This is a genomic window from Kitasatospora sp. NBC_01560 (assembly GCF_045208415.1).
In the GTDB taxonomy this organism is placed as follows: domain Bacteria; phylum Actinomycetota; class Actinomycetes; order Streptomycetales; family Streptomycetaceae; genus Kitasatospora.
Map to the genome: position 1 here is coordinate 4,166,211 of NZ_CP109364.1, position 21,710 is coordinate 4,187,920.

Consider the following 21,710-nt stretch of genomic DNA (forward strand, 5'->3'; position numbering starts at 1 on the left):
CGCCCGACCGCCGAATTGGTCACCCTGTGCGCCTGTTCGATCACGTTGAGCCGGATGAACGATGACATCTTCGGTCAGTGTCGGCCAGAATGCCGCGTCATGCGGATCCCAAACGACCACTTCGACCACACGGTGTAGCTGTCATTGCACAAAGCGTTATTCTCTCCTGGATGCACGTCACCCACGCGCACCTCCCGACCGGGCGGCGCGGGCGTGCTCTCCGCGCAGGCGGAGGTGATCCGTCCACAGTTCTGCCTCTGGGAGTCCCGTGTACCCACCCGTCCGGAACGACGCGCCTGCACCCTCCCGCCCGTCGCCCGCGCCCCTGCGCTCCCGCACCAGCCTCCGCGGCCGGCCGGCCTCCACCCGGCAGATCTCCACCGGCCTGGAGCTGCTGCGCACCCTGCTCCGCAGCCAGCTCACCGTCTCCCCCCAACTGGTGCCCGCCGGAGTCCCGTTCGGCCACGGCCAGCCGCACCCCCCCGGCCCGGCCCTGCGCACCACCGCCGCCGGCTCCTCGGCCGGCACCGGCTCGCGCAGCCGCACCGGCGCCACCGGCAGCAGCCGCAGCCGGGCCAGGACGGCCCCGAGCCCCGGCTTCGAGACCGAGCACAACCCGATCATGGAGCTGGTCGAGCGGGCCCAGGCCGGCGAGAGCGAGGCCTTCGGCCGCCTCTACGACCACTACGCGGACACCGTCTACCGCTACATCTACTACCGGGTGGGCAGCCGGGCCACCGCCGAGGACCTCACCAGCGAGACCTTCCTGCGCGCGCTGCGCCGGATCGGCACCTTCACCTGGCAGGGCCGGGACTTCGGCGCCTGGCTGGTGACCATCGCCCGCAACCTGGTGGCCGACCACTTCAAGTCCAGCCGGTTCCGGCTGGAGGTCACCACCGGCGAGATGCTCGACTCCAACGAGTGCGAGCGCAGCCCCGAGGAGTCGGTGCTGGAGTCGCTCTCCAACGCCGCCCTGCTGGACGCGGTGCGCCGGCTCAACCCGCAGCAGCAGGAGTGCGTCACGCTCCGCTTCCTGCAGGGCCTCTCGGTGGCCGAGACGGCGCGGATCATGGGCAAGAACGAGGGCGCCATCAAGACCCTCCAGTACCGCGCGGTGCGGACCCTCGCCCGCCTGCTGCCCCCCGACGCGCGGTGAGCGCGACCGCATCGGGGACCACCACCGGCGACGGCGCCGGAGACTGTCCCGGGGAGATAACCGGGGGGCCGTCACCGACGGCGGCGGCCCGACACGTCCGGGTGAACGGTCGGTCCGATGATCAGCCGTGCGTAACCGACCGCCCGCACCACTCGTTGGCCAGCGTGCAAGCCCCCACCAGGCGTACGGTCAAGTCGAATTGCGACCTCTCACCCGATGGAGTGGCTTTGGCCCGCCGAGGCAACCGTCCGGCAGGCCGGGGTGTCGACAACGACGAAGGGAGGTGTGGCCCGTGACGGCAAACGTGCTGGAGCACCGGCGGGCGAAGGCCTTCGCCGAGGCGCTGGAGGCCCACCAGGCAGAGCAACGCGGCCCCGCCGCGGCCGGATCGGCCAACACCGCTGCCACCGGAGCCGGTTCGGCCGCCATGGCCGAGCTGGTCGGCATGGCCGGTGCACTCGGCTCGCTGCCCGGACCGGCGCTGGACCCGGAGGTCCGAAGCGTCCAACGCGCCCAGCTGATGGCCGCGTTCGAGCAGGCCTTCGCCGGCGGCCAGGGCGCCGTGGTGCCCCGCCAGCGTCGGCACCGGGCACTGCGGGTGGCCCCGCGCGGACGCTGGAGCCGCCGGTTCGCGATCGGCGGACTGGTCGCCGGGCTGGCCGTCGGGAGCTTCACCGGGGTGGCCGCGGCCAGCGCCGGTGCCCTGCCCGGGGACACGCTCTACGGCATGAAGCGCGGGCTCGAAGGGCTCCGGCTGGACTTCGCGGACTCCGACAGCGAGCGCGGCGAACTGCTGCTCGGCAACGCGGCCACCCGGCTCCACGAGGCCACGAGCCTGGTCGGCCGGACGGACGCGGCCGGCTCGCTCAGCCCGGGCACCGTCGACCAGGTCCGCAAGGCGCTGGACGACATGCACGCGGACGCCCTCAAGGGCCGCGACCTGCTGCGCTCGGTGTACCGCACCAACGGCTCGCTCGACCCGATGCGCACCCTGGCCGGCTTCGCCCAGGACGAGGACGGCCGCTGGAGCGAGCTGCAGAGCCAGCTCCCCGTCCAGCTGATCCCGCAGGCGCATCTCGTCGACCAGCTCTTCGACGACATAAGCGAGGACGTCGCGCCCCTGCGCCTGGCCCAGCCGCCCGCCAAGGGCAGCGGCACGGCCGGCACCGGGGCGGGCGGCGGCGCGGGCTCCGCGGCGAACGGCGGCTCCCCGGCCGGCACCCCGGCCGTCGGCGGCAACGCCGCACCGGGCGCCGGACCGGCCCAGAACAGCGGTGCGGGCAGCGCCGGCGGCAGCAGGCCCGGCAGCACCGAGCGGGCCCCGTCCGCCGGGGCGAGCACGCCCGGTAGCGGCGGCAGCGGCGCCGGCGCCCCGAGCAGCGCGCCCAGCAACGCCGCGGGCGCGGTGAGCGGCCTGGTCGACAACCTCACCAGCGGGCTGACCGGGGCGAAGCCCTCGCCCAGCCCCGACCCGGTGCCCGACCGGGCGGCCCCGCAGCCGTCCGGCGCGCCCAGCACCGCCGCCGACGGCGCCCAGCAGCAGGGTGTCGACGTACCCCCGCTGATCCCCGGGCTGCTGCCCGGGCTGCGGATCCTCGGCGGCTGACCGGGGAGGCCCGGTCGGGGTGAGGACGGACGAGGGGCCCGGCAGCAGCGCCGGGCCCCTCAGTGCCGCCCCGAAGCCCCGACAGTCCCCGAAACCCCGAAACCCCGAAACCCCGGGGCCCCGGGAGCCCCCGGAACCTCAGGGGGAGCCGGAATCAGAAGAACACCGACCGCCGCTGCACCAGCAGCGTGTAGAGGGTGTGCTGGACGGTCTCCCGCACCTCGTCGGCCAGGTCGAAGACCAGCATCGGGTCGTCCGCGGCCTCCACCGGGAACCGGTCGGTGTTGATCGGCTCGCCGAACTGGATGGTCCACTTGGTCGGCAGCGGGATCGCCCCGAGCGGCCCCAGCCAGGGGAAGGTCGGCGTGATCGGCACGTACGGCAGGCCCAGCAGCCGGGCCAGCGTCCGGAAGTTGCCGATCATCGGGTAGGTCTCCTCGGCCCCGACGATCGAGCAGGGCACGATCGGCACCTGCGCCCGCAGCGCCGAGGAGACGAAGCCGCCGCGCCCGAACCGCTGCAGCTTGTAGCGCTCGGAGAACGGCTTGCCGATGCCCTTGAAGCCCTCCGGCCAGACCCCCACCAGCTCGCCGCGCTCCAGCAGCCCCTGGGCGTCCTCGTTGCAGGCCAGCGTGTGGCCGGCCTTGCGGGCCAGCTCGTTGACGCCGGGCAGGACGAAGACCAGGTCGGCGGCGAGCATCCGCAGATGGCGCCGGCTCGGGTGGTGGTCGTGGATGGCGACCTGGGTCATCAGGGCGTCCAGCGGGATCGTCCCGGAGTGGTTGGCGACGATCAGCGCGCCGCCCTCGGCCGGGATGTTCTCGATGCCGCGCACCTCGACCCGGAAGTACTTCTCGGCGAGCGGGCGCAGCAGCGAGAGCAGCACCTGGTCGGTCAGCTCCTGGTCGAAGCCGAACTCGTCCACCTCGTAGTCGCCGGTGAGCCGGCGGCGCAGGAAGGCGAGGCCCTCCGCGGCCCGGCCCTCCCAGCCCTTGCCGAACAGCCGGGTGGCGGCCGGGCCGAGCCGCCCGGCCAGCGCCCCGCCGACGGCGTCGGCGAGCTGGTCGGCCAGCCCGGCGGGGCGGTCGGGCTCGCTCCAGCTGGGTGCGGACTCGATCGGGATGACCTTGGCCTCGCCCGGCGCGTTCTCGGCTGCGGCATTCATCGCGGGTTCAGCTCCTGGGTCGGGTCGGCGGGCGGGTCGGACCGGAGCGCGGGCCGGCGGCCGGGTCGGCGGGCGGGCCCGGGGCCGGGCCGGCCGGGCCGTGGTCGCGCCCGAGCAGCGCGGCCAGGCCGTCCGTGACGGCGGCCAGCCGGGCCGGCGGCAGCAGGCCGGCGGACTGCGCGGCGGCGAAGTCCGCGAACGCCTCCGGGGTGGTGTACGCCGGCCGGTAGCCGAAGGTCTCGCGCAGCCGGGCGGTGTCCACCACCCGGCCGTGGGTGAGCAGCCGCAGCTGCTCGGGGGAGAAGTCGACCATCCTGGTCTGCCGCGCCAGCCCGGCCATCCAGCCGATCGCCGGCAGCAGCAGCGGCAGCGTCGGCCGGCCCAGCCGGCGGGCGCACTGGGAGAGCAGCAGGACGCCCTCCCCCGCGACGTTGAAGGTGCCGGTGTTGACGGCGCCGGGCCCGGGCTCGCCGGAGGCCAGGGAGAGCACGGCGAGCGCGTCGTCCTCGTGGACGAACTGCAGCCGCGGGTCGTACCCGAGCACGGTGGGCAGCACCGGCAGGGCGAAGTACGCGCTGAGCGGGGTGTCCGCGCCGGGGCCGACGATGTTGGCGAACCGCAGGACCGTCACCGCGACGTCCGGGCGGCGCCGGGCGAAGCCCCGGACGTAACCCTCGACCTCCACCGCGTCCTTGGCGAAGCCGCCGCCGGGCAGGTTCTTCGGCTGGGTCCGCTCGGTGAACACCGCCGGGTCGCGCGGCGCCGACCCGTAGACGCCGGTGGTCGACTTCACCACCAGCCGGCGCACCCCGGGTGCCTTCTGGCAGGCGCCGAGCAGCTGCATGGTGCCGATGACGTTGGACTCCTTGACCGCCGAGCGGTTGGTGGAGCCCAGGCCGGTGGCGCTGACGGCCAGGTGGACGACGGTGTCGACGCCGTGCTCGGCGATCACCCGGGCCACCGCCGGACGGCGCAGGTCGAGCTGGTGGAAGCGGTAGGGGGCGGCCGGGCCGTCCGGCTCCTCGACGGGTTGCCGGGGCGGCAGCACGTCCACGCCGACGACCAGGTCGACCCCGGGCCGGCGGCGGAGTTCGGCGGCGAAACGGGCCCCGAGCCGGCGGGCCACACCGGTGACGAGCACGACCTGCCCCACGGTGCTGCACCCCATTCCTCGGCCTCGGCGACCTGCGTGCACCGTACCGCGCCGCCGCCACGGGCCGTGAAACGACACCGCCCGCCCAGACCACGAGGGCCTGGACGGGCGGAGGAAGCGCCGGGCGCGCATTGCGCGGCCGGGGCGCTTACTTCTTGTTGCGACGCTGCACGCGGGTGCGCTTCAGAAGCTTGCGGTGCTTCTTCTTGGCCATACGCTTGCGACGCTTCTTGATGACAGAGCCCACGGAACAACCCTCGCTCACTGAGACTTCCGTCCGTGAGAGACGGAGTCCATACGACTGACGGAGGGCCTAGCCTACCGTCCACTTGCCCAGGGCTGTAATCGTGCACCCGCCGACCGGGAAACTCGGGGGAAATCTGCGGCGAACGAGCCCGGGGCCCACCGGCTGTGGACCCCGGCCCGCTGCCTGTCCTACGCGCTTTCGAGCCGCACGTAGGACTCCTTCAGGTACTCGTGCACCGCCTGCTGGGGCACCCGGAAGGACCGCCCGACCCGGATGGCCGGCAGTTCTCCGCTGTGCACCAGCCGGTACACCGTCATCTTCGACACCCGCATGACCGCAGCCACTTCGGCCACGGTCAGGAAGACGACTTCCTGCAGGGGGCGTTCGCCGGAACTCATGACCATCACCCGACCCTTACCCGTGTGCAAGGCACCGGCTTCCCCTCCGGTGACTCCACCGGCACACGTGTATCCCCAGAGTAGTTATGGGTGGTACCAGTGGGAAGAGGGAGAAGCCGGGTTGTCGTACGGTGAGAGATAGGACCGTTGCATTACGTAGTCGCTCGGCGGTCTGCACTAGGGGGCGTGCGCACCGCCCTGCCCCTTCACAACCGGGGGCCGCGGTTCGGGCACCGGCCGGGCGCGGTCCACCGGGCGCCCGGTGGACCGCTGGTCAGGGCAGCAGTCCGTGGTGCGGCAGGACGGCGCGGCGGGCGGCCAGGATCGCCTGGTCGAGCCGGTCGGCGGGATCGTATCCCGCGTCGAAGTCCCGCCAGGACGGCCGGGCGCCGTCGGTCATCCGCTGCGGGGCCGGGCGGCGGGTGCGCCGGTAGACCTCGGCCCGCCAGACCTCCGGGGTCTCGGTGGCCGGGTCGACCGGCCGGCCGGCGGCGGTGGCGACCAGGTGGGTCCACGTCCGCGGGACGACGTCCACGACGGCGTACCCGCCCCCGCCGAGGGCGATCCAGCGGCCCCCGGCGTGCTCGTGGGCCAGCGCGTGCAACTCCTCGGCGATCAGCCGCTGCGCGTCCACGGTGACGGCGAGGTGGGCGAGCGGGTCCTCCAGGTGGGTGTCCGCGCCGTGCTGGGTGACCAGGACCTGCGGGCGGAAGGCGGCCAGCAGCTCGGGCACCAGGGCGTGGAAGGCGCGCAGCCAGCCGGCGTCGCCGGTACCGGCCGGCAGCGGCAGGTTGGCGGCCGAGCCGGGCGCCGCCGGGCCGCCGGTCTCGGTGGCCCAGCCGGTCTGCGGGAAGAGCGTGGCGGGGTGCTCGTGCAGGGAGACCGTGAGCACCCGGGGGTCGTCCCAGAACGCCTGCTGGACGCCGTCGCCGTGGTGGACGTCCACGTCGACGTAGGCGACCCGCTCCGCGCCGAGTTCGAGCAGCCGGGCGATGGCGAGCGCCGGGTCGTTGTAGATGCAGAAGCCGGACGCCTTGCCGGGCATGGCGTGGTGCAGGCCGCCGGCGAAGTTCACGGCGTGCGGGGTCTCGCCGCGCCAGACCGCCTCGGCGGCGGCCACCGACTGCCCGGCGATCAGGGCGGAGGCGGAGTGCAGGGCGGGGAACGCCCAGTTGTCGTCGGTGCCGAGCCCGTGCCGCCGGTCCTGCTCGTCGGGGTGGGCGGCGGCGTGCTTGACCGCCTCGACGTACTCCCGGGTGTGCACCAGTCGGAGCGTGGAGTCCCCGGCCGGCGGCGCGGAGCGGACGGTCACCCCGGGGCCGGCGTCCAGCCCGAGCGACTCCACCAGGCGCATGGTGAGCGCCAGCCGGTCCGGATCCATCGGGTGGCCGGGACCGAAGTCGTAGGCGGTGACCGCCTCGTCCCAGTAGAGGTGCAGGCCGCAGGGGGTGTCACGCTCGGCTTCGGGCATGGCCTCCACGGTAGTGCGTCGCGGCGGCCCGACGGCCGCCAGGGGCAGGCCCGGGCAACGCGCCGCGCCGGCCGGCCGGGGCCTACCGGCCGGCGGGGCGGCGGGCCGGCCGGGGCCCGGCGGCGGGGGCCGCGGCGGCCCGGGCGGGCGCGGCCCCCGTGCGGCCCGCGAGCCGGCAGCCGAGGCAGCCGGGGTGGCCGTGCCGGGCGGCGGTGTCGCGGGTGCGCCAGTGCCGCCGACCGGGCGGGCGCGGTCCGGTGGGCTTGCCCCGGCCGGCGAGGTGGAGCAGCCAGGCGGTGGGTGCGCCGAGGGCGGTGACCACCGCGCCGAGCCAGAGCCCGGGCACCGAGCCGGCCACCAGGGCGAGTCCGGTGGCGGCGCTGCCGGCGACGGCGACGGCGGCGCCCGCCCAGCCGGCGACGGTGTGGCCCATGTCGTGCTGGTCGTGTGCGCCCATGTCTCCTCTTTTGGTGTGATGGGGTCGCGATCGGCCGGACCGCAGGACGGGGCGGCCCGAGCAGACGTTTTATCTCGCGAGCTAAGTAACTTAGATGCTAAGGAGATTCCCCGTGGAGGGCAAGCCGCGCCGGCAGGCGACGGCCGAACAGGCGCAGTACGCGATGGACCGGATGATCGCGCTCGCCCAGTTCGGACAGCAGGACATCGCCGCGCGACTCGGGCTCAACGTCACCGACCTGACCTGCCTCGGCTTCGTCATCGAGGCGGCGCAGACCGGGGAGCCGCTGGCGGCCGGCGACCTCGCCGAACGGGCGCACCTGACCACCGGCGCGGTGACGGGCGTGCTCAACCGGCTGGAGAAGGCCGGATACGCCCACCGCGAGGCCGACCCCGCCGACCGCCGCCGGGTCCGGGTGGTGATGGCGCAGACCGCCCAGGAGCGCATCCTGACGGTCTACGGGCCCTTCTACGAACGGCTCGGCGCACTGTTCGCCGACTACACGCCGGACGAGGTCGCCGTCCTCGCCGACTGGTTCACCCGGGCCCGGGCGCTGATGCAGGAGTCGCTGGACGAGCTCCGCTGAGCCCCGCGCCGCCTCACAGCGGTGTCAGGCCGGTGTCAGGCCGGCGTCAGGCCGGTGCCGGGGCCGGCAGGGGCGCGGCGGCCGGGGCGAAGCGGGTGGCGAGCGGCAGGACGGCCAGCACCAGCAGCATCGGGGCGAGCAGCGCCCAGCGGTACGAGCTGCCGGCCGCGATCGCCCCGACCAGCGGCGAGCCGATCAGGAAACCCACGTAGTTGAAGAGGTTGAGCCGGGCCACCGCGGCGTCCGAGTCGGCGGGGAGGAGCCGCCCGCCGGCCGCGAAGACCTGCGGGATGATCGCGCAGATCCCGAAACCGAGCACGGTGAAGCCGGCGATCCCGGCCCAGGGCCCGGGCGCCGCGGCCGCGACCGCGAAGCCCAGCGCGGCCAGCGCGGCGCCGCCGCGGACCACCGGGACGGCCCCCCAGTGCTGCACGGCGCGGTCGCCGACCGCCCGGCCGAGCAGCATCGCCACCATGTAACCGAGGTAGGAGAGCTTGGCGACGTCCTCGGGGCTGCCCAGGCCGTCGGTGAGGTACTTGACGCTGTAGTTGGAGACCGAGGCGTCGGCGATGTAGGCGAAGGCCATCGCCAGGCAGAGCGGCAGCAGCGGCCGCCACGGGACGGACCGGGCGGCGGCCTCGGCGGCCTGCCGGACGGCGTCGCCGAGCTCGGCGGGCCCGGCGAACCGGGCGCCGGCCAGCAGGGCGAGCGGGGCGACCACCGCGGCGGCCGTGCCGAACAGCACGGGCAGGCCCAGGTCGTCGTGCGAGCCGAGGCCCGCCACCGCCGCGCCGATGATCCCGCCGAGGCTGAACGCGGCATGGAAGCCGATCATGATCGAGCGCCCGTAGCGGTGCTGCAGGCCGACGCCGAGCATGTTCATACTGGCGTCCAGCGCACCGACCAGCAGGCCGAACACCCCCAGTGCGAGAGCGAGTTGCCAGAGCGTGCGACCGAGGCCGACGGCCGCCAGGCTCAGGCAGACGGCGGGCTGGACGACCCGCAGCACGGCCCGCGCGCCCGCCCGACGCACCAGCTGCTCGGAGGTGATCGACCCCACCCCGGCCAGTACCGGCACCGCCGCCAGGAAAACCGGCAGCAGCGCGTCGCTCAGCCCGTACCGGTCCTGGATCTCGGGGATGCAGGTGACCAGCAGCGCGAAGGTGACGCCCTGGAGCAGGAAGCTCGCGGCCAGCGCGGCCCGGCCCGCCCGGAGCCGGGGCGGGATCACGGTACTCGTGGTCGTCACTGACACCTCGCTACTGGCCGGTACGCCGATGTTGGCGAGAGCGTAGGGGTCCGCGCGGCTTTTGGGGAGGGGGTGCGCTACGGCAGTTCGAGCAGGGCGGGCACCTCGGCGAGGTCGGCGATCAGGCCGGTGGCGCCGGCGGCGGTCAGTTTCGCCGGGTCGGTGAGGGCGGTGTAGCCGTAGACGTCCATGCCGGCCGCCCGGGCCGCGAGCACCCCGTTGACGCTGTCCTCCAGCACCAGGCAGCGGGCCGGGTCGACCCCGAGGGTGCGGGCGGCGTGCAGGAAGAGGTCCGGCGCGGGCTTGCCGACGCCGACGTCCTGGGCGCTGAAGATCCGCTCCTCGGGGTGGTGGCCGCGCAGGCCGGTGACGTCCAGCGCGGTCCGGATCCACCGGTGGTGCGCCGAGGAGGCCAGGCAGTACGGCACGGAGCGCCGCCGGAGCTCCGCCAGCAGCGCCTCCGCACCCGCGACGGCGCTGAGCTCGGTGCCGAACCCGGCGAACACCCGGGCGTGGAACAGCTCGTCGAAGCCGTCCGGCAGCTGCGCGCCGTCGTACCGCTCGGCGATCACGTCGTGCACCCGGTGCGCGGCGGTGCCCATGAAGTCCCGGTAGGAGTCCTCGATCGTGGTCGGGTAGCCGAGTTCGGTCAGGTACTCGGCCAGCAGCCGGTTGGAGAGCGGCTCGCTGTCCACCAGGACACCGTCGTTGTCGAAGATCACCAAGTCGTAGGCCATGCGTTCGAGCCTACTGGGCGGCCTCCCGGCGGCTACTTGCCGCCGGAGGCCAGCTCGCGGGAGCGGTCCCGGGCCGCCTCCAGGGCGCCGAGCAGCGCGGCCCGGACCCCGTGGTTCTCCAGCTCGCGGATGGCCGCGATGGTGGTGCCGGCCGGCGAGGTGACCGCCTCCCGGAGCTTCACCGGGTGCTCGCCGGAGTCCCGCAGCATGACCGAGGCGCCGATCGCCGACTGCACGATCAGGTCGTGCGCCACGTGCCGGGGCAGGCCGAGCAGGATGCCCGCGTCGGTCATCGCCTCGACCAGGAAGTAGAAGTACGCCGGGCCGGAGCCGGACAGCGCGGTGGCCGCGTCCTGCTGGGACTCCGGCAGCCGCAGCGCCTTGCCGACCGAGCGGAAGATCTCCTCGGCGCGCTCCAGGTGCGCCTCGGTGGCGTGCGAGCCGCCGGAGATCACGCTCATCCCCTCGTCCACCAGGACGGGCGTGTTGGGCATCACCCGGACCACCGGGGTGCCGGGCGCCAGCCGGGCCTCGAACCAGGCGGTGGGGATGCCGGCCGCCGCCGAGATCACCAGCCGGTCCGGGCCGACGTGCGGCGCCAGCTCGTCCAGCAGGGTGCCCATGTCCTGCGGCTTCACCGCCAGGATCAGGGTGTCGGCGAGCTTGGCGGCCTCGCCGTTGCCGACCACGGTGACGCCGTACGCGGCGGCCAGCTCCGTCGCCCGCTCCGGCCGGCGGGGGGTCACCAGGACGTCCGCCGGGTCCTTCCCGGCCCGCAGCAGGCCGGAGAGCAGGGCCTCCCCGATCTTGCCGGTGCCGAGGAAGGCGATCTTCTGTCCGTGTGCCGCTGCGCTGCCCATGCCCGCTCCTCGCGTCCGTTCCTGCCGCCATCCTCGCACCGCCCGGCCGCCCGCAGCGGCAGCGTCCACCCTGCGGGAACCGGCCGGCCGCCGGCCCGCCTCCCTAGGGAGAAACTCGGGGTTCTCCCCTATGGCCCGGGGCTGTTCCGGAGGCGCACCGTGGAGGCATGGCACACGGAGAGATGTCCCGACGTGAGAACCGGCAAGCCGCCGTCGCCGCCGCGACGACGGGCCCGTGGCGGACGGCCGCGGGGGTCGGTGCGGTGGTGGGGGCGACGTCCCTGGCGATCGATGCGGTCGTCGAGGACTGGTCGCTGAGCATGCTGGCCGGCCCGGCCGGCTGGGCGCTGTTCTTCTTCTTCCTGGTCGGCACGGTGGGCGGCTCGCTGCGGCGGGACACCGGCGACCGGCGGCTGCGCCGGTGGGCCGCCGAGCACCCGTGGCAGTCGGCGCTGCCGGCGGCCGGCGCGCTGCTGGTGCTGAACATGCTGGCGCAGACGGTCCTCGGTGACGCGGGCCTGTTCGGCGCGTTCTTCCTCTCGCTGCTGCCCGCCGGCATCCTGCTGGCGGTCGCGGGCGTGGTCGGCTCGGTGAAGCAGGCCCGCCGCAAGGGGTGACGGCCCGTCCGGAGCCGGGCCGTGACGGCCCGTCCGGGACCGGACAAAAGGGGTGATCGCCGCACACCGCACACGAGTTCACCACAAGGTGTGCCCCCGATCAGGGATTCGTCACACCCCGTCGGCATACTGGCGCGATGCCGATAGCCGAAGATCCAGAACCGCGCCCCGCCGAGGGCCGGGACCCGGACGGGGTGGACCCGTCCGGTACGGGCGGGAAGGACCCGTTCGACGAGCTCGTCCTGGACGAGGAGTTCGTCAGGGGCGCCGCCGTCAAGGAACAGGCGGGCCGCACCCGGATGCTCGCCGCCCAGTGGAAGCACACCCCGCCGGTCGACCCGGGCGGCCGCCGCTCGGTGAACGACGGCCCGCCGAAACGGTTCGGCCGCACGCCGAAGCCGGTCGAGCTCGACCCCTGGGGCAACCCGCGCCCGCGCCGCCGGCGGCGGCTGGAGTGGCGCGCGCCGCTGTACGTGGCGCTGACCGTCGCGGTACTGCTCGCGGCCCTGAACGTGGGCAGCCTGAAGTCCTGGTACTCGACGCACTTCGGCAGCGACTCCGGCGGACCGGCCGCCGCGACCGCCCCGGTGCCGACGGTGGCCCCGGAGACCGCCCGGCCGACCACCGCGCCGCCGCGGGTCGACCCGCAGCAGCCGACCGTCGACCACCCGTGGGCCGGCTCCCCCGCCGAGGGCTGGCCGACCACGATGGACGCCTTCGACCTGACCGCGCCCGCCGGCGCCATCGGGGTGTTCACCGCCGAGCAGGTGGCGGCGCAGGTCAAGCTGGTGAAGGAGTACCTGGCGGCCGCCAACCTCGACCCGAAGGCGGTCGCCGGCGGTACGCCCGAGGCGGCGCTGGCCCTGCTGGACCGCGAGGAGCAGGACAACGCCCGGGCCGCCCTCACCAAGCCGTCCACGGAGAACGACCCGACGGCCTGGTTCAGCCGGTTCGACCCGCGCGACGCGATCCCGGTCTCCGACACCGTCAGGATGCAGGGCCTGATCACCGTCGAGGGCGACGGCGACAAGGGCGTGCTGGTGCACACCGACTTCACGTACGTGTACGCGCTGCGGCCGGGCCCGGAGGCCGGCAAGCGGGCGGCCACGCCGCAGCCGGCCACGCCCCGGCCGACGGCCACGCCGCCGCCGGCCGGTGACGGCGGCGGTCCCAGGCCGGTGGGCTGGACGGTGCCGGCCGCGGACGTCGCGGGTGACACCTGGACCACCCGCACCATCGTGCGGCGCGTGGACACCTTCCGGTTCTACGACCCGGCGCGCTACCGGGTCAGCCCGAAGAAGCTGGTCTTCGGCAAGTCCCAGTCGGACGTCGGCAACTCGGCCTGCGCGAGCAGCGACGGCTTCTACCACCCGCAGTTCGACCAGTTCGCGACGCGCCTGCCCGGGGCGCCGGCGGAGCCGCAGCCGACCGGCCCGGCCACCGACCCGTACGACCGCACCAAGGACCTCACGGACGGCAACCAGGAGTGCGGCACGATCAGCCGCAACTGACCGCGCTCAGCGCTTGCGCCTGCCCCGGCCCGGCGCCCTGGTGTCGGGCCGGCCGCTGCGGACGGCCCGGCGGCGGCCGTACGCCGCCGCCGCCCGCTCGTACCCGGCACGCTTGACGGCCTCGCCGGGGGCCTCGGTGAGGCTGCGGAGGAAGTAGGCGAACAGCGCGCCGACCCCGCCGACGATCCAGACCACGCCGAGCGACTTGTCCTCGGCCATCCAGCCGGTCAGCTCGTCCCGGCCCTCGGTGAGCAGCTTCCAGTTGCGCAGGCCGGAGAGGCAGGAGCAGATCGCGATGGCGGCGAGCAGCAGGCCGTTGACGAAGCCGCCGTTGTCGGAGAGCCGCACGCCGTCGACGGCGAGCCGGACGAGGAAGGCTCCGGCGGCGGTCGCGATCAGGGCGCCGATCGGCACGAGGATCCGGCGCGTCCAGTAGTCGCCGCCGCGGGCGACCCAGCTGGTGCCGAACCAGCGGATCGGCTCCGGCTCGGGGGCACCGGCGGGCTCGGGGGCGGGGGCGGGGGCGGGGTGGTCGGTCACACGGCCGATTATCACCCGGTGCCGGGACAACGCGGAGGAGCCGTCCCGCCAGGCGGGACGGCTCCTCCACCACTGTGGTCCCCGGGTCAGCCGAGCTTGCTGACGTCGCGCACGGCGCCCTTGTCCGCGGAGGTGGTCATCGCGGCGTACGCGCGCAGCGCCTGGCTGACCTGGCGCTCGCGGTTCTTCGGCCGGTAGCCGCCCTCGGCCTCCAGCTTCAGCCGGCGCTCGTGCAGCTCCTCGAAGGAGACCTCCAGCGAGATCGTCCGGCCCGGGATGTCGATGGCGATGATGTCGCCGTCCTCGACCAGCGCGATGGTGCCGCCGGACGCGGCCTCCGGGGAGGCGTGGCCGATCGAGAGGCCCGAGGTGCCGCCGGAGAACCGGCCGTCGGTGACCAGGGCGCAGGCCTTGCCGAGGCCGCGGCCCTTGAGGAACGAGGTCGGGTAGAGCATCTCCTGCATGCCGGGGCCGCCCCGGGGGCCCTCGTAGCGGATGACGACGACGTCGCCCTCCTTGACCCGCTTGGTGAGGATCGCGTCGACGGCGTCGTCCTGGGACTCCACCACGACGGCCGGGCCGCTGAAGGTCCAGATCGACTCGTCCACACCGGCGGTCTTCACGATGCAGCCGTCCTCGGCGAGGTTGCCGTACAGCACGGCGAGGCCGCCCTCGACCGAGTAGGCGTGCTCGACGCTGCGGATGCAGCCCTTGGCGGCGTCGGTGTCCAGGGTGTCCCAGCGCTCGGACTGCGAGAACGCCTCGGCGGAGCGGACGCAGCCGGGGGCCGCGTGCCACAGCTCGACGGCCTCGGCGGACGGCGAGCCGCCGCGGACGTCCCAGGTCTTCAGCCACTCGGCGATCGAGTCGGAGTGCACGGTGTGCACGTCCTCGTTGAGCAGCCCGCCGCGGTACAGCTCGCCGAGGATGGCGGGGATGCCGCCGGCCCGGTGCACGTCCTCCATGTAGTACGAGCCGTTGGGCGCGACCTTGGAGAGGCAGGGCACCTTGCGGGAGATGGCGTCGATGGCCCGCATGTCGAAGTCGAGCTCGGCCTCCTGGGCGGCGGCGAGCAGGTGCAGGATGGTGTTGGTGGAGCCGCCCATGGCGATGTCGAGCGCCATCGCGTTCTCGAAGGCGGCCCGGGTGGCGATGGAGCGCGGCAGGACGGAGTAGTCGTCCTGGCCGTAGTGCCGGTTGGCGATCTCGACGACGTTGTGGCCGGCCCGCTCGTACAGCGCCTTGCGGGCGGTGTGGGTGGCGAGCACCGAGCCGTTGCCGGGCAGCGAGAGGCCGATCGCCTCGGTGAGGCAGTTCATCGAGTTGGCGGTGAACATGCCGGAGCACGATCCGCAGGTCGGACAGGCGTTCTCCTCGATGATCGCGATGTCCTCGTCGGAGACGTTCTCGTTCACCGCCTGGGAGATCGCGTCGACCAGGTCGAGCTTGCGCACGGTGCCGTCGACCAGGGTGGCCTTGCCGGCCTCCATCGGGCCGCCGGAGACGAAGACCGTCGGGATGTTGAGGCGCAGCGCGGCCATCAGCATGCCGGGGGTGATCTTGTCGCAGTTGGAGATGCAGATCAGGGCGTCGGCGCAGTGCGCGTTGACCATGTACTCCACGGAGTCGGCGATCAGGTCCCGCGAGGGCAGCGAGTAGAGCATGCCGCTGTGGCCCATCGCGATGCCGTCGTCGACCGCGATGGTGTTGAACTCGCGCGGGATGCCGCCCGCCTGCTTGATCGCCTCGGAGACGATCCGGCCGACCGGCTGCAGGTGGGTGTGGCCGGGGACGAACTCGGTGAAGGAGTTGGCGACCGCGATGATCGGCTTGCCGAAGTCCTCCCGGGCTACACCGGCGGCCCGGAGAAGCGCCCGGGCGCCTGCCATGTTGCGACCGTGGGTGACCGTACGGGACTTCAGCTCGGGCACTGTGCTCCACTCCTTCGGAGGCTGCTGGCGGCGCCGCCGGACGGGAGGGTGCGGCGGCCGCTGTGTCTATCGAGACTACGCCCGCGGTCCGCCCGGCGGACACCGCGTCCGCGATGCGGTCAGGCCGTGGCGGCCGGGCCCGCGCGGTGCCGGTCAGGCCGGGGTGCGGGCCACCGTGAGGCTCAGGACGTAGGGCTCGGTCAGCCGGCCGTCGGGGAACTCCGCGAGCAGGGCGGCCCGCTCGTCGGCGAGCAGGGCCGCCCGCGGACCGGGATCGAGGGAGGCCAGGTAGGAGCGGGAGGTGAGGTCCTTGATCAGCAGGTCGACGGTGATCTCGCGCTCCCAGCGCAGCAGGGCGGAGGAGACCTCCAGGCCGGCCGGGGCGAAGTGGCCGGTGTGCCGGTCGATCCGGCCGTAGCCGTGGTAGCGGCCGGGCAGCGCGGCGGCCATCCGCTCGCCGAGGGCGCGGACCCACGGGACGGTCTCGTCCTTCACGTTCCACCAGGTGGCGACGGCGCCGCCGGGCCGGAGCACCCGGACCGCCTCCGGGATCGCGCGCTCGGGGTGGGTCCAGTGGAAGGCCTGGGCGTAGGTGACGAGGTCGGCGCTGCGGTCGTGGAAGGGCAGTTCGTCACCGGTGCCGCGGACCAGGGGGATCCCCGGCGAGGAGGCCAGGAACTGCGCGCCCATGCCGGGGCTCGGCTCGACGGCCACCACCTCGGCGCCGCGGGCGGCCAGCAGTCGGGTGGCGATGCCGGTACCGGCGCCGACGTCCAGCACCCGGGCGCCCTTGAGGCTCCGCCCGGCCAGCCGCTCCAGCTCGTCGAACAGGGCGTCGGGGTAGCCGGGGCGTCCCTGCTCGTACTCGGCGGCGACCGCGCCGAACGAGACGGCCGCCTCCCGGTAGTCCGGACTCTCCGTCATGGCTCCCCCTCCGCACGGCAGTTCGTACTCACCTTAGGCGCGCGGGAGTGGCCAGGTGCAAGCGGGTGAAGGCGAGCGCCTCGGCGAGATCGGCCTCGCGTTCGGCGGGCGAGACGGAGCGCCGGGTGTTGACCTCCAGCACCACGTGCCCGTCGAACCCGGTCCGCGCGAGGTGCTCCAGCAGCTCCGCACAGGGCTGCTTGCCGCGGCCGGGGATGAGGTGCTCGTCCTTGCCGGAGCCGCTGCCGTCGGCCAGGTGGATGTGGGCGAGCCGGTCGCCCATCCGCTCGACCATGCCGAGCGCGTCGATCCGGGAGGTGGCGGCGTGCGAGAGGTCGATGGTGAAGTGCCGGTACTCCTCCTCGGTGACGTCCCAGCCGGGGGCGTACGCGAGCATCTCGCGGTCGCGGTAGCGCCACGGGTACATGTTCTCGACGGCGAAGCGGACGTCGGTCTCGCCCGCCATCCGGTCGATGCCCTCGACGAACTCGCGCGCGTACTGCCGCTGCCAGCGGAACGGCGGGTGGACGACGACGGCGCTCGCGCCGAGCTTCTCGGCCGCGGCCCGGGCCCGGACCAGCTTGGTCCACGGGTCGGTGGTCCAGACCCGCTGGGTGATCAGCAGGCACGGCGCGTGCACGGCCAGGATCGGCATGCCGTGGGCGTCGGAGAGCCGGCGCAGCGCCTCGATGTCCTGGCTGACCGGGTCGTTCCAGACCATCACCTCCACGCCGTCGTAGCCGAGCCTGGCGGCCAGTTCGAAACCGACGGCGGTGCCGGCCGGGTAGACCGAGGCGGTGGAGAGCGCGACCTTGGTGTCGGGGATGTGCAGGGTCGGATGCGGGGGCAGCACCAGGCGGTCGGTGGTGCGCAGCAGCGGGGCGCGGCCGGCGGCCTGCCGGGCGGCCTTGACGGACTTGACCGACTGGACGGCGGCCTTGGCGGCACCGGCGGCCCGTGCCGTCCGGGTGGTGCGGGGGGCCCTGGTGGCGGGGGCCTCGGCGGCCGGCTGCTCCGGGGTGCCCCGCGCGGGCTGCGGCGCGGTCCGCCGGGCGGCCTTGGGTCCGGCCTTGGGTCCGGCCTTCTGCGCGGTCTTCGGTGCGGTCTTCGGTGCGGGCGGGTTCGGGGCGGCCTTCGACGCCGCCTTCCGGCCGGCCTTCCGGGCGGTCTCCGGGGAGGCGCCCCGGGCGGGCTGCCGGGCGGGCTTCTTCGCGGCACCGCCGGTGGCCTTCCGGGCCGCCGCGGTCTTCGCCGCGGTCGCCGCCCTGGCCGCCCGGACGCCCTGCACGGCCTTGCCGAGCGGGCGGGCGCGGCCCGCCCCCGCGGGGGCCGGGGCCTCCTCGCCGGGTGGGCGCGTGCGGCGCGGTGCGTCCGGCCGCGACTGCCCGTCCCCGGGCGCGCGGCCCTCCTGCGTCCCGTCCTCGCCCGCTGGTTGCACCACGGGAGACAGCGTAAGCGGACCGCGCCCCGAACGGGGAGCGGCCTCAGGTGGTGAGGGCCGGGCGGCGGCGGTCGACCGGCCCGTCCATGGTGTCCAGGCGGCGCAGGATGATGCCCTCGCGCAGCGCCCAGGGGCAGACGTCGAGCTCGTCCAGGCCGAGCAGGTCCATCGCGGCGTCGGCGACCAGCGCGCCGGCCAGCAGCTGCTTGGCGCGGCCCTCGGAGACGCCGGGGATCTGCGCCCGTTCGGCGACGGTCATCGCGGAGAGCCGGGGCAGCCAGGCGGAGAGGCCGCTGCGGGTGAGCCGGCGGTCCGCGTACGGGCCGGCGTCGGCGGGGGCGGCGCCGGTCATCCGGGCGAGCTGCTTGAAGGTCTTGGAGGTGGCGACGGCGTGGTCGGTGGCCCCGAGCCGGGCCACCTCGCCGACGACGGTGGCCAGCTCGGCCCGGATGTGGCGTCTGAGGACGCGCAGGTCCTCCGGGTCGGCGACGTCCCCGGGCAGCCAGCGGGCGGTGAGCCGCCCGGCTCCGAGCGGCAGCGAGCAGGCCACGTCGGGCTGCTCGTCCAGGCCGCAGGCGATCTCCAGCGAGCCGCCGCCGATGTCGAGGTTGAGCAGCCGGCCGGAGGACCAGCCGAACCAGCGCCGGACGGCCAGGAAGGTGAGCCGCGCCTCGTCCTGTCCGGAGAGCACCCGCAGCTCGACGCCGGTCTCCGCGGCGACCCGGCGGAGCACCTCCTCGCCGTTGGCGGCCTCCCGGACGGCGGAGGTGGCGAACGGCAGGATGTCGACGACGCCCTTGTCCTCGGCGACCCGCAGCGAGGAGGCCACCATGCCGATCAGCTTGTCCACCCCGGGTCCGCTTATCGCGCCCCGGTCGTCGAGGAGTTCGGCCAGCCGCAGCTCGGCCTTGTGGGAGTAGGCGGGCAGCGGGGCGGCCCCGGGGTGGGCGTCCACCACGAGGAAGTGGACCGTGTTGGAACCTACGTCGAGCACACCGAGTCGCATAGCTCTCCACGCTACGCGATCCGACCCTCCGACAGACCCCTCCCGGCGGTATGCGTGCTGGTCCGGGCCGGGGGTCCGGACCGGCCCCGCGGGGCCGGGGCGCCGGTCAGTGCACGCGGGCGCCGTGCGGGACGGCCGACCGGTCGGTGCGGCAGTTGGCGTCGGCCCAACGGCGGGCCCGGCCCGGGGTGTCGGTGATCAGGCCGTCGGCGTCCCGTTCGGTCATCAGCTGCCAGGACTCCTCGTCGTCCAGCGTCCAGACGTAGACCTCGTGGCCGGCCCTGCGCTCGGCGGCAATCCGGGACGCGGTGGCGAGCGTGGCCTCCAGGGCGATGCCGTGCAGCGGCAGGTCACCGGGGTCCTCGGCGAAGGAGCCGCCCTGGATCAGCACCACCGGCAGGGCGGGCGCGGCGGCGTGGGCCTGGCGCAGGTGGTCGGCGGAGAACGAGTACAGGAACACCCGGGCACCGCTGCCGGCCGCCGCCCGGGCGATCCGGGCGACGTCCTCGGCGCGCTGCCACTTGAGCTCCATCAGCAGCGTGACGCCGGTGCCGGAGAGCCGCTTCAGCAGCTGCTCCAGGGTCGGCACCGGTTCGGGCGCGCCGGGGCCGATCGTCACCCGCAGGCCGGCGAGCTGCTCGGCGGTGAGATCGGCGACGGCGCCCTTGCCGTCGGTGGTGCGGTCCACCGTGGCGTCGTGCATGAGCACCGGGACGCCGTCCCGGGTGGTCTGGACGTCGGTCTCCAGCCAGTCGGCGCCCTGGGCGAGGGCCTGCTCGAAGGAGGCCATGGTGTTCTCGGGCGCGCCGAGCGGGGAGCCCCGGTGGCCGATCACCACCGGCCCCGCGCAGATCTGCGGGGCGGCGGCGGCCGGTCCGGCGCGCAGTCCGGGGGTGGCGGCGCAGCCCGCGGCCAGCACCGCGAGGGCGGTGAGCACGGCCGCACGGGCGGCACGGGGCGAGGCGGTCACGGCGGTGGGGGCTCCAGCTCTGGTGCGGGCGCCGCGGCGGGCGCGGCCTGCTCGGGGTCGGGCGGCGGTCGTGGGCGGGGAGGCGCGGGCGGTCCGGGAGGGGTGCCGTCACCACGGGTCCTCAGAATGATCTGACAACCCGACAGTACGGTCGATTCCCTCAGCCTGCGCCCGTCTCCCGGCGCGTCCCCGCCGCGGCGCACCGCAGGTCACCCGGACATCCCCGCCGCGGGCGCGCGTCCGCGGCAGGCCGCACCGCGGCGCGGCGGCTCACAGCAGGCCGTCCCAGAGCTGCTCGACGATGACGGCCCACCAGTTCTCCGGATCGTCGAAGACGGTCGGGTCGATCGCCGCCAGGCCCCGCTGCAGGGCGTCGACGGCGGCACCGGCGGCCGTCGGGTCGGCCCCGCGCAGACCGGGCAGGCGCTCGGCGAAGAGCGCCAGGCAGCGGACGAACGCCGCCGGCCCGTCGTTGCAGTGCCGGGCGGTCGCGTAGTCCGGGTCGACCGCCCGGACGGCGCCGCAGGCGGTGTCCACGGTGATCAGCGCCCAGCCGTCGGTGCCGAGCAGCAGCTGCGGGGCCAGCGCGAGACGCTCGCGCTCGGCCACCCGGGTGCCGCGGCCCGCCTCGGCCAGGTACCCGGCCAGCGGCGGCAGCACCGCGCCCGGCCGGCTGCCGTCCGCGATCGCGTCCGGCCGGGGGTGGTGCACGGCGAAGAAGCCCTCGACGGCCACCGGCACGCCGACCGTGAGCAGCACGCGCGCGGTCGGCTCGGGCAGGTCCGCCCGGGCGGCGTCCGCCGGGTCGAAACGCTGGACGCCGCCGGCCCCGAAGCGTTCCACCAGCCGGGCCGCCAGCTCGCGGTCGGGCTCGGCCGGCAGCGGCGGTGTGCCGCGCGGGAACGGCACCCGGTTGCGGACCGGTCCGCCCGGCTCGGCGGGCAGGGCCCGCACGGCGGCCGCGCGGTGGTCGAAGCGCGGCCCGTACGGCAGGTCGAATCCCACGGCGGTGTCCGGCAGTTCGGCCGCCAGCGCGTACGCCCAGTAGCCGCCGGGCAGCGCGCTCAGCCGCAGGTCGGTGCGGACGGTCAGCACGTCCTTCGCCTGCACGCCCTGCTCGCGCAGCCACCACCAGGCACGCAGCGCCGGATGCGGCAGGCCCGGCGCCGAGCGCACGGCCAGTGCGCACACCTCGCCGCGGTCGTCCCGGTAGGTCAGCTCGGCCCGGGTGCCGCGGCCGGTGGCCGGCGGGCGGGTCGGGTCGTGGGCGCCCGCGCCGAGGAAGTCCCGGTACAGCAGGACGACCTCGCCCACCGGCACCGACGGCCAGACGGTGAACCGGCCGGTCTCCCGGTCGACCACCGCGCAGGCCGCGCCGACCTCCTCGGGCGCGCGCCGTTCGCCGGTCAGCGGGTCGACCTGCACCGGCGGCGGCTCCGCCCAGACCACCCAGCCGAGCTCGAACTCGTGCGAGTGCACCCGCCGGCTCCCGGTCGAGCCGTCGGCCGAGGCCCGCGGCAGGTCACCGTTGATCCAGCGGTGGGCGGCCTCGATCGCCGCTGCGCGGGTGGTCACGGGGTGGAGCTCCTTGCATCGGCACGAGCACGAACGGACGAACCGGCCGACGGGCACCCCGGCACCGGCCCACTGCCCGGTCCCCCACCGGCCGGCCGCCAGGATCGCAC

General features: G+C 74.9%; 21 protein-coding genes. 5 read left to right on the forward strand and 16 right to left on the reverse strand.

The window, feature by feature from the left end:
* The first annotated feature begins 436 nt into the window (after window positions 1-436).
* Window positions 437-1,156 carry an ECF subfamily RNA polymerase sigma factor, BldN family gene (locus OH807_RS18030; protein WP_406211063.1) on the forward strand — a complete coding sequence of 240 codons (720 nt, stop codon included), beginning with the start codon at window positions 437-439 and terminating at the stop codon, window positions 1,154-1,156.
* A gap of 292 nt (window positions 1,157-1,448) precedes the next feature.
* The gene (locus tag OH807_RS18035; RefSeq protein WP_406199842.1) at window positions 1,449-2,762 is read left to right on the forward strand and encodes a DUF5667 domain-containing protein; all 1,314 of its coding nucleotides are present in this window, start codon (window positions 1,449-1,451) and stop codon (window positions 2,760-2,762) included.
* Between the two features lie 154 nt (window positions 2,763-2,916).
* Here the strand turns inward: OH807_RS18035 and OH807_RS18040 are convergent, their stop codons facing one another.
* From OH807_RS18040 to OH807_RS18065, 6 genes are all read right to left on the reverse strand, one after another.
* On the reverse strand, window positions 2,917-3,927 hold the full coding sequence (locus OH807_RS18040) for a lysophospholipid acyltransferase family protein (RefSeq protein WP_406199844.1): 1,011 nt from the start codon (window positions 3,925-3,927) through the stop codon (window positions 2,917-2,919).
* Window positions 3,928-3,934: 7 nt separating this feature from the next.
* Entirely contained in the window at window positions 3,935-5,080 is a 1,146-nt protein-coding gene (locus tag OH807_RS18045; protein WP_406199847.1) for an NAD-dependent epimerase/dehydratase family protein, read from the reverse strand.
* Window positions 5,081-5,228: 148 nt separating this feature from the next.
* Entirely contained in the window at window positions 5,229-5,327 is a 99-nt protein-coding gene (locus tag OH807_RS18050) for a 30S ribosomal protein bS22 (protein WP_003948845.1), read from the reverse strand.
* Between the two features lie 188 nt (window positions 5,328-5,515).
* Window positions 5,516-5,725, reverse strand: coding sequence for a helix-turn-helix domain-containing protein (locus OH807_RS18055; RefSeq protein ID WP_148644250.1), 210 nt, complete (start codon window positions 5,723-5,725; stop codon window positions 5,516-5,518).
* Between the two features lie 274 nt (window positions 5,726-5,999).
* Window positions 6,000-7,196 (reverse strand): acetoin utilization protein AcuC, encoded by a 1,197-nt coding sequence (locus OH807_RS18060; RefSeq protein ID WP_406199849.1) that lies wholly within the window; start codon window positions 7,194-7,196, stop codon window positions 6,000-6,002.
* Window positions 7,197-7,278: 82 nt separating this feature from the next.
* Window positions 7,279-7,653, reverse strand: coding sequence for an HGxxPAAW family protein (locus tag OH807_RS18065; RefSeq protein ID WP_406199851.1), 375 nt, complete (start codon window positions 7,651-7,653; stop codon window positions 7,279-7,281).
* A gap of 112 nt (window positions 7,654-7,765) precedes the next feature.
* Between OH807_RS18065 and OH807_RS18070 the strand changes: the two genes are divergently transcribed.
* On the forward strand, window positions 7,766-8,239 hold the full coding sequence (locus OH807_RS18070) for a MarR family transcriptional regulator (RefSeq protein ID WP_406199854.1): 474 nt from the start codon (window positions 7,766-7,768) through the stop codon (window positions 8,237-8,239).
* Between the two features lie 46 nt (window positions 8,240-8,285).
* On the opposite strand, the gene OH807_RS18075 is transcribed toward OH807_RS18070, so the two are convergent.
* The 3 genes from OH807_RS18075 to proC form a co-directional block, all read right to left on the reverse strand.
* Window positions 8,286-9,488, reverse strand: coding sequence for an MFS transporter (locus tag OH807_RS18075; protein ID WP_406199857.1), 1,203 nt, complete (start codon window positions 9,486-9,488; stop codon window positions 8,286-8,288).
* A 77-nt stretch (window positions 9,489-9,565) separates the two neighbouring features.
* Window positions 9,566-10,225, reverse strand: a complete 660-nt coding sequence (locus tag OH807_RS18080) for an HAD family hydrolase (protein WP_406199859.1) — start codon at window positions 10,223-10,225, stop codon at window positions 9,566-9,568.
* Window positions 10,226-10,257: 32 nt separating this feature from the next.
* The gene (proC, locus tag OH807_RS18085) at window positions 10,258-11,085 is read right to left on the reverse strand and encodes a pyrroline-5-carboxylate reductase (protein ID WP_406199862.1); all 828 of its coding nucleotides are present in this window, start codon (window positions 11,083-11,085) and stop codon (window positions 10,258-10,260) included.
* Window positions 11,086-11,252: 167 nt separating this feature from the next.
* On the opposite strand from proC, the gene OH807_RS18090 reads away from it, so the two are divergent.
* Together OH807_RS18090 and OH807_RS18095 are read left to right on the forward strand one after the other, a co-directional pair.
* Window positions 11,253-11,702: a hypothetical protein gene (locus OH807_RS18090; protein ID WP_406199864.1), complete on the forward strand. Its 450-nt coding sequence runs from the start codon at window positions 11,253-11,255 to the stop codon at window positions 11,700-11,702.
* A 137-nt stretch (window positions 11,703-11,839) separates the two neighbouring features.
* Window positions 11,840-13,213 carry a hypothetical protein gene (locus OH807_RS18095; RefSeq protein ID WP_406199866.1) on the forward strand — a complete coding sequence of 458 codons (1,374 nt, stop codon included), beginning with the start codon at window positions 11,840-11,842 and terminating at the stop codon, window positions 13,211-13,213.
* Window positions 13,214-13,219: 6 nt separating this feature from the next.
* Here OH807_RS18095 and OH807_RS18100 read toward each other — a convergent pair whose 3' ends face one another.
* The 7 genes from OH807_RS18100 to OH807_RS18130 form a co-directional block, all read right to left on the reverse strand.
* Window positions 13,220-13,753, reverse strand: coding sequence for a hypothetical protein (locus OH807_RS18100; protein ID WP_406199869.1), 534 nt, complete (start codon window positions 13,751-13,753; stop codon window positions 13,220-13,222).
* A gap of 86 nt (window positions 13,754-13,839) precedes the next feature.
* Entirely contained in the window at window positions 13,840-15,684 is a 1,845-nt protein-coding gene (gene ilvD, locus OH807_RS18105; RefSeq protein ID WP_406199871.1) for a dihydroxy-acid dehydratase, read from the reverse strand.
* 153 nt (window positions 15,685-15,837) lie between these two features.
* Window positions 15,838-16,608: a class I SAM-dependent methyltransferase gene (locus tag OH807_RS18110; protein WP_406199873.1), complete on the reverse strand. Its 771-nt coding sequence runs from the start codon at window positions 16,606-16,608 to the stop codon at window positions 15,838-15,840.
* Between the two features lie 28 nt (window positions 16,609-16,636).
* Window positions 16,637-17,464, reverse strand: a complete 828-nt coding sequence (locus OH807_RS18115; RefSeq protein ID WP_406211065.1) for a sugar phosphate isomerase/epimerase family protein — start codon at window positions 17,462-17,464, stop codon at window positions 16,637-16,639.
* Window positions 17,465-18,092: 628 nt separating this feature from the next.
* Window positions 18,093-19,055 (reverse strand): Ppx/GppA family phosphatase, encoded by a 963-nt coding sequence (locus OH807_RS18120; RefSeq protein WP_406199875.1) that lies wholly within the window; start codon window positions 19,053-19,055, stop codon window positions 18,093-18,095.
* Between the two features lie 106 nt (window positions 19,056-19,161).
* Window positions 19,162-20,025, reverse strand: coding sequence for a glycerophosphodiester phosphodiesterase (locus OH807_RS18125; protein WP_406199878.1), 864 nt, complete (start codon window positions 20,023-20,025; stop codon window positions 19,162-19,164).
* Between the two features lie 270 nt (window positions 20,026-20,295).
* Window positions 20,296-21,600, reverse strand: a complete 1,305-nt coding sequence (locus tag OH807_RS18130) for an SUKH-4 family immunity protein (RefSeq protein ID WP_406199879.1) — start codon at window positions 21,598-21,600, stop codon at window positions 20,296-20,298.
* Window positions 21,601-21,710: the final 110 nt, after the last annotated feature.

What these genes read in the sequence shown, in the direction of transcription:
- OH807_RS18040 (WP_406199844.1), bottom strand. Translation starts at nt 3,927, where the DNA reads ATGAATGCCGCAGCCGAGAACGCGCCGGGCGAGGCCAAGGTCATCCCG.
- OH807_RS18055 (WP_148644250.1), bottom strand. Translation starts at nt 5,725, where the DNA reads ATGAGTTCCGGCGAACGCCCCCTGCAGGAAGTCGTCTTCCTGACCGTG.
- OH807_RS18060 (WP_406199849.1), bottom strand. Translation starts at nt 7,196, where the DNA reads ATGCCCGAAGCCGAGCGTGACACCCCCTGCGGCCTGCACCTCTACTGG.
- OH807_RS18065 (WP_406199851.1), bottom strand. Translation starts at nt 7,653, where the DNA reads ATGGGCGCACACGACCAGCACGACATGGGCCACACCGTCGCCGGCTGG.
- OH807_RS18080 (WP_406199859.1), bottom strand. Translation starts at nt 10,225, where the DNA reads ATGGCCTACGACTTGGTGATCTTCGACAACGACGGTGTCCTGGTGGAC.
- proC (WP_406199862.1), bottom strand. Translation starts at nt 11,085, where the DNA reads ATGGGCAGCGCAGCGGCACACGGACAGAAGATCGCCTTCCTCGGCACC.
- OH807_RS18090 (WP_406199864.1), top strand. Translation starts at nt 11,253, where the DNA reads ATGGCACACGGAGAGATGTCCCGACGTGAGAACCGGCAAGCCGCCGTC.
- OH807_RS18095 (WP_406199866.1), top strand. Translation starts at nt 11,840, where the DNA reads ATGCCGATAGCCGAAGATCCAGAACCGCGCCCCGCCGAGGGCCGGGAC.
- OH807_RS18110 (WP_406199873.1), bottom strand. Translation starts at nt 16,608, where the DNA reads ATGACGGAGAGTCCGGACTACCGGGAGGCGGCCGTCTCGTTCGGCGCG.
- OH807_RS18120 (WP_406199875.1), bottom strand. Translation starts at nt 19,055, where the DNA reads ATGCGACTCGGTGTGCTCGACGTAGGTTCCAACACGGTCCACTTCCTC.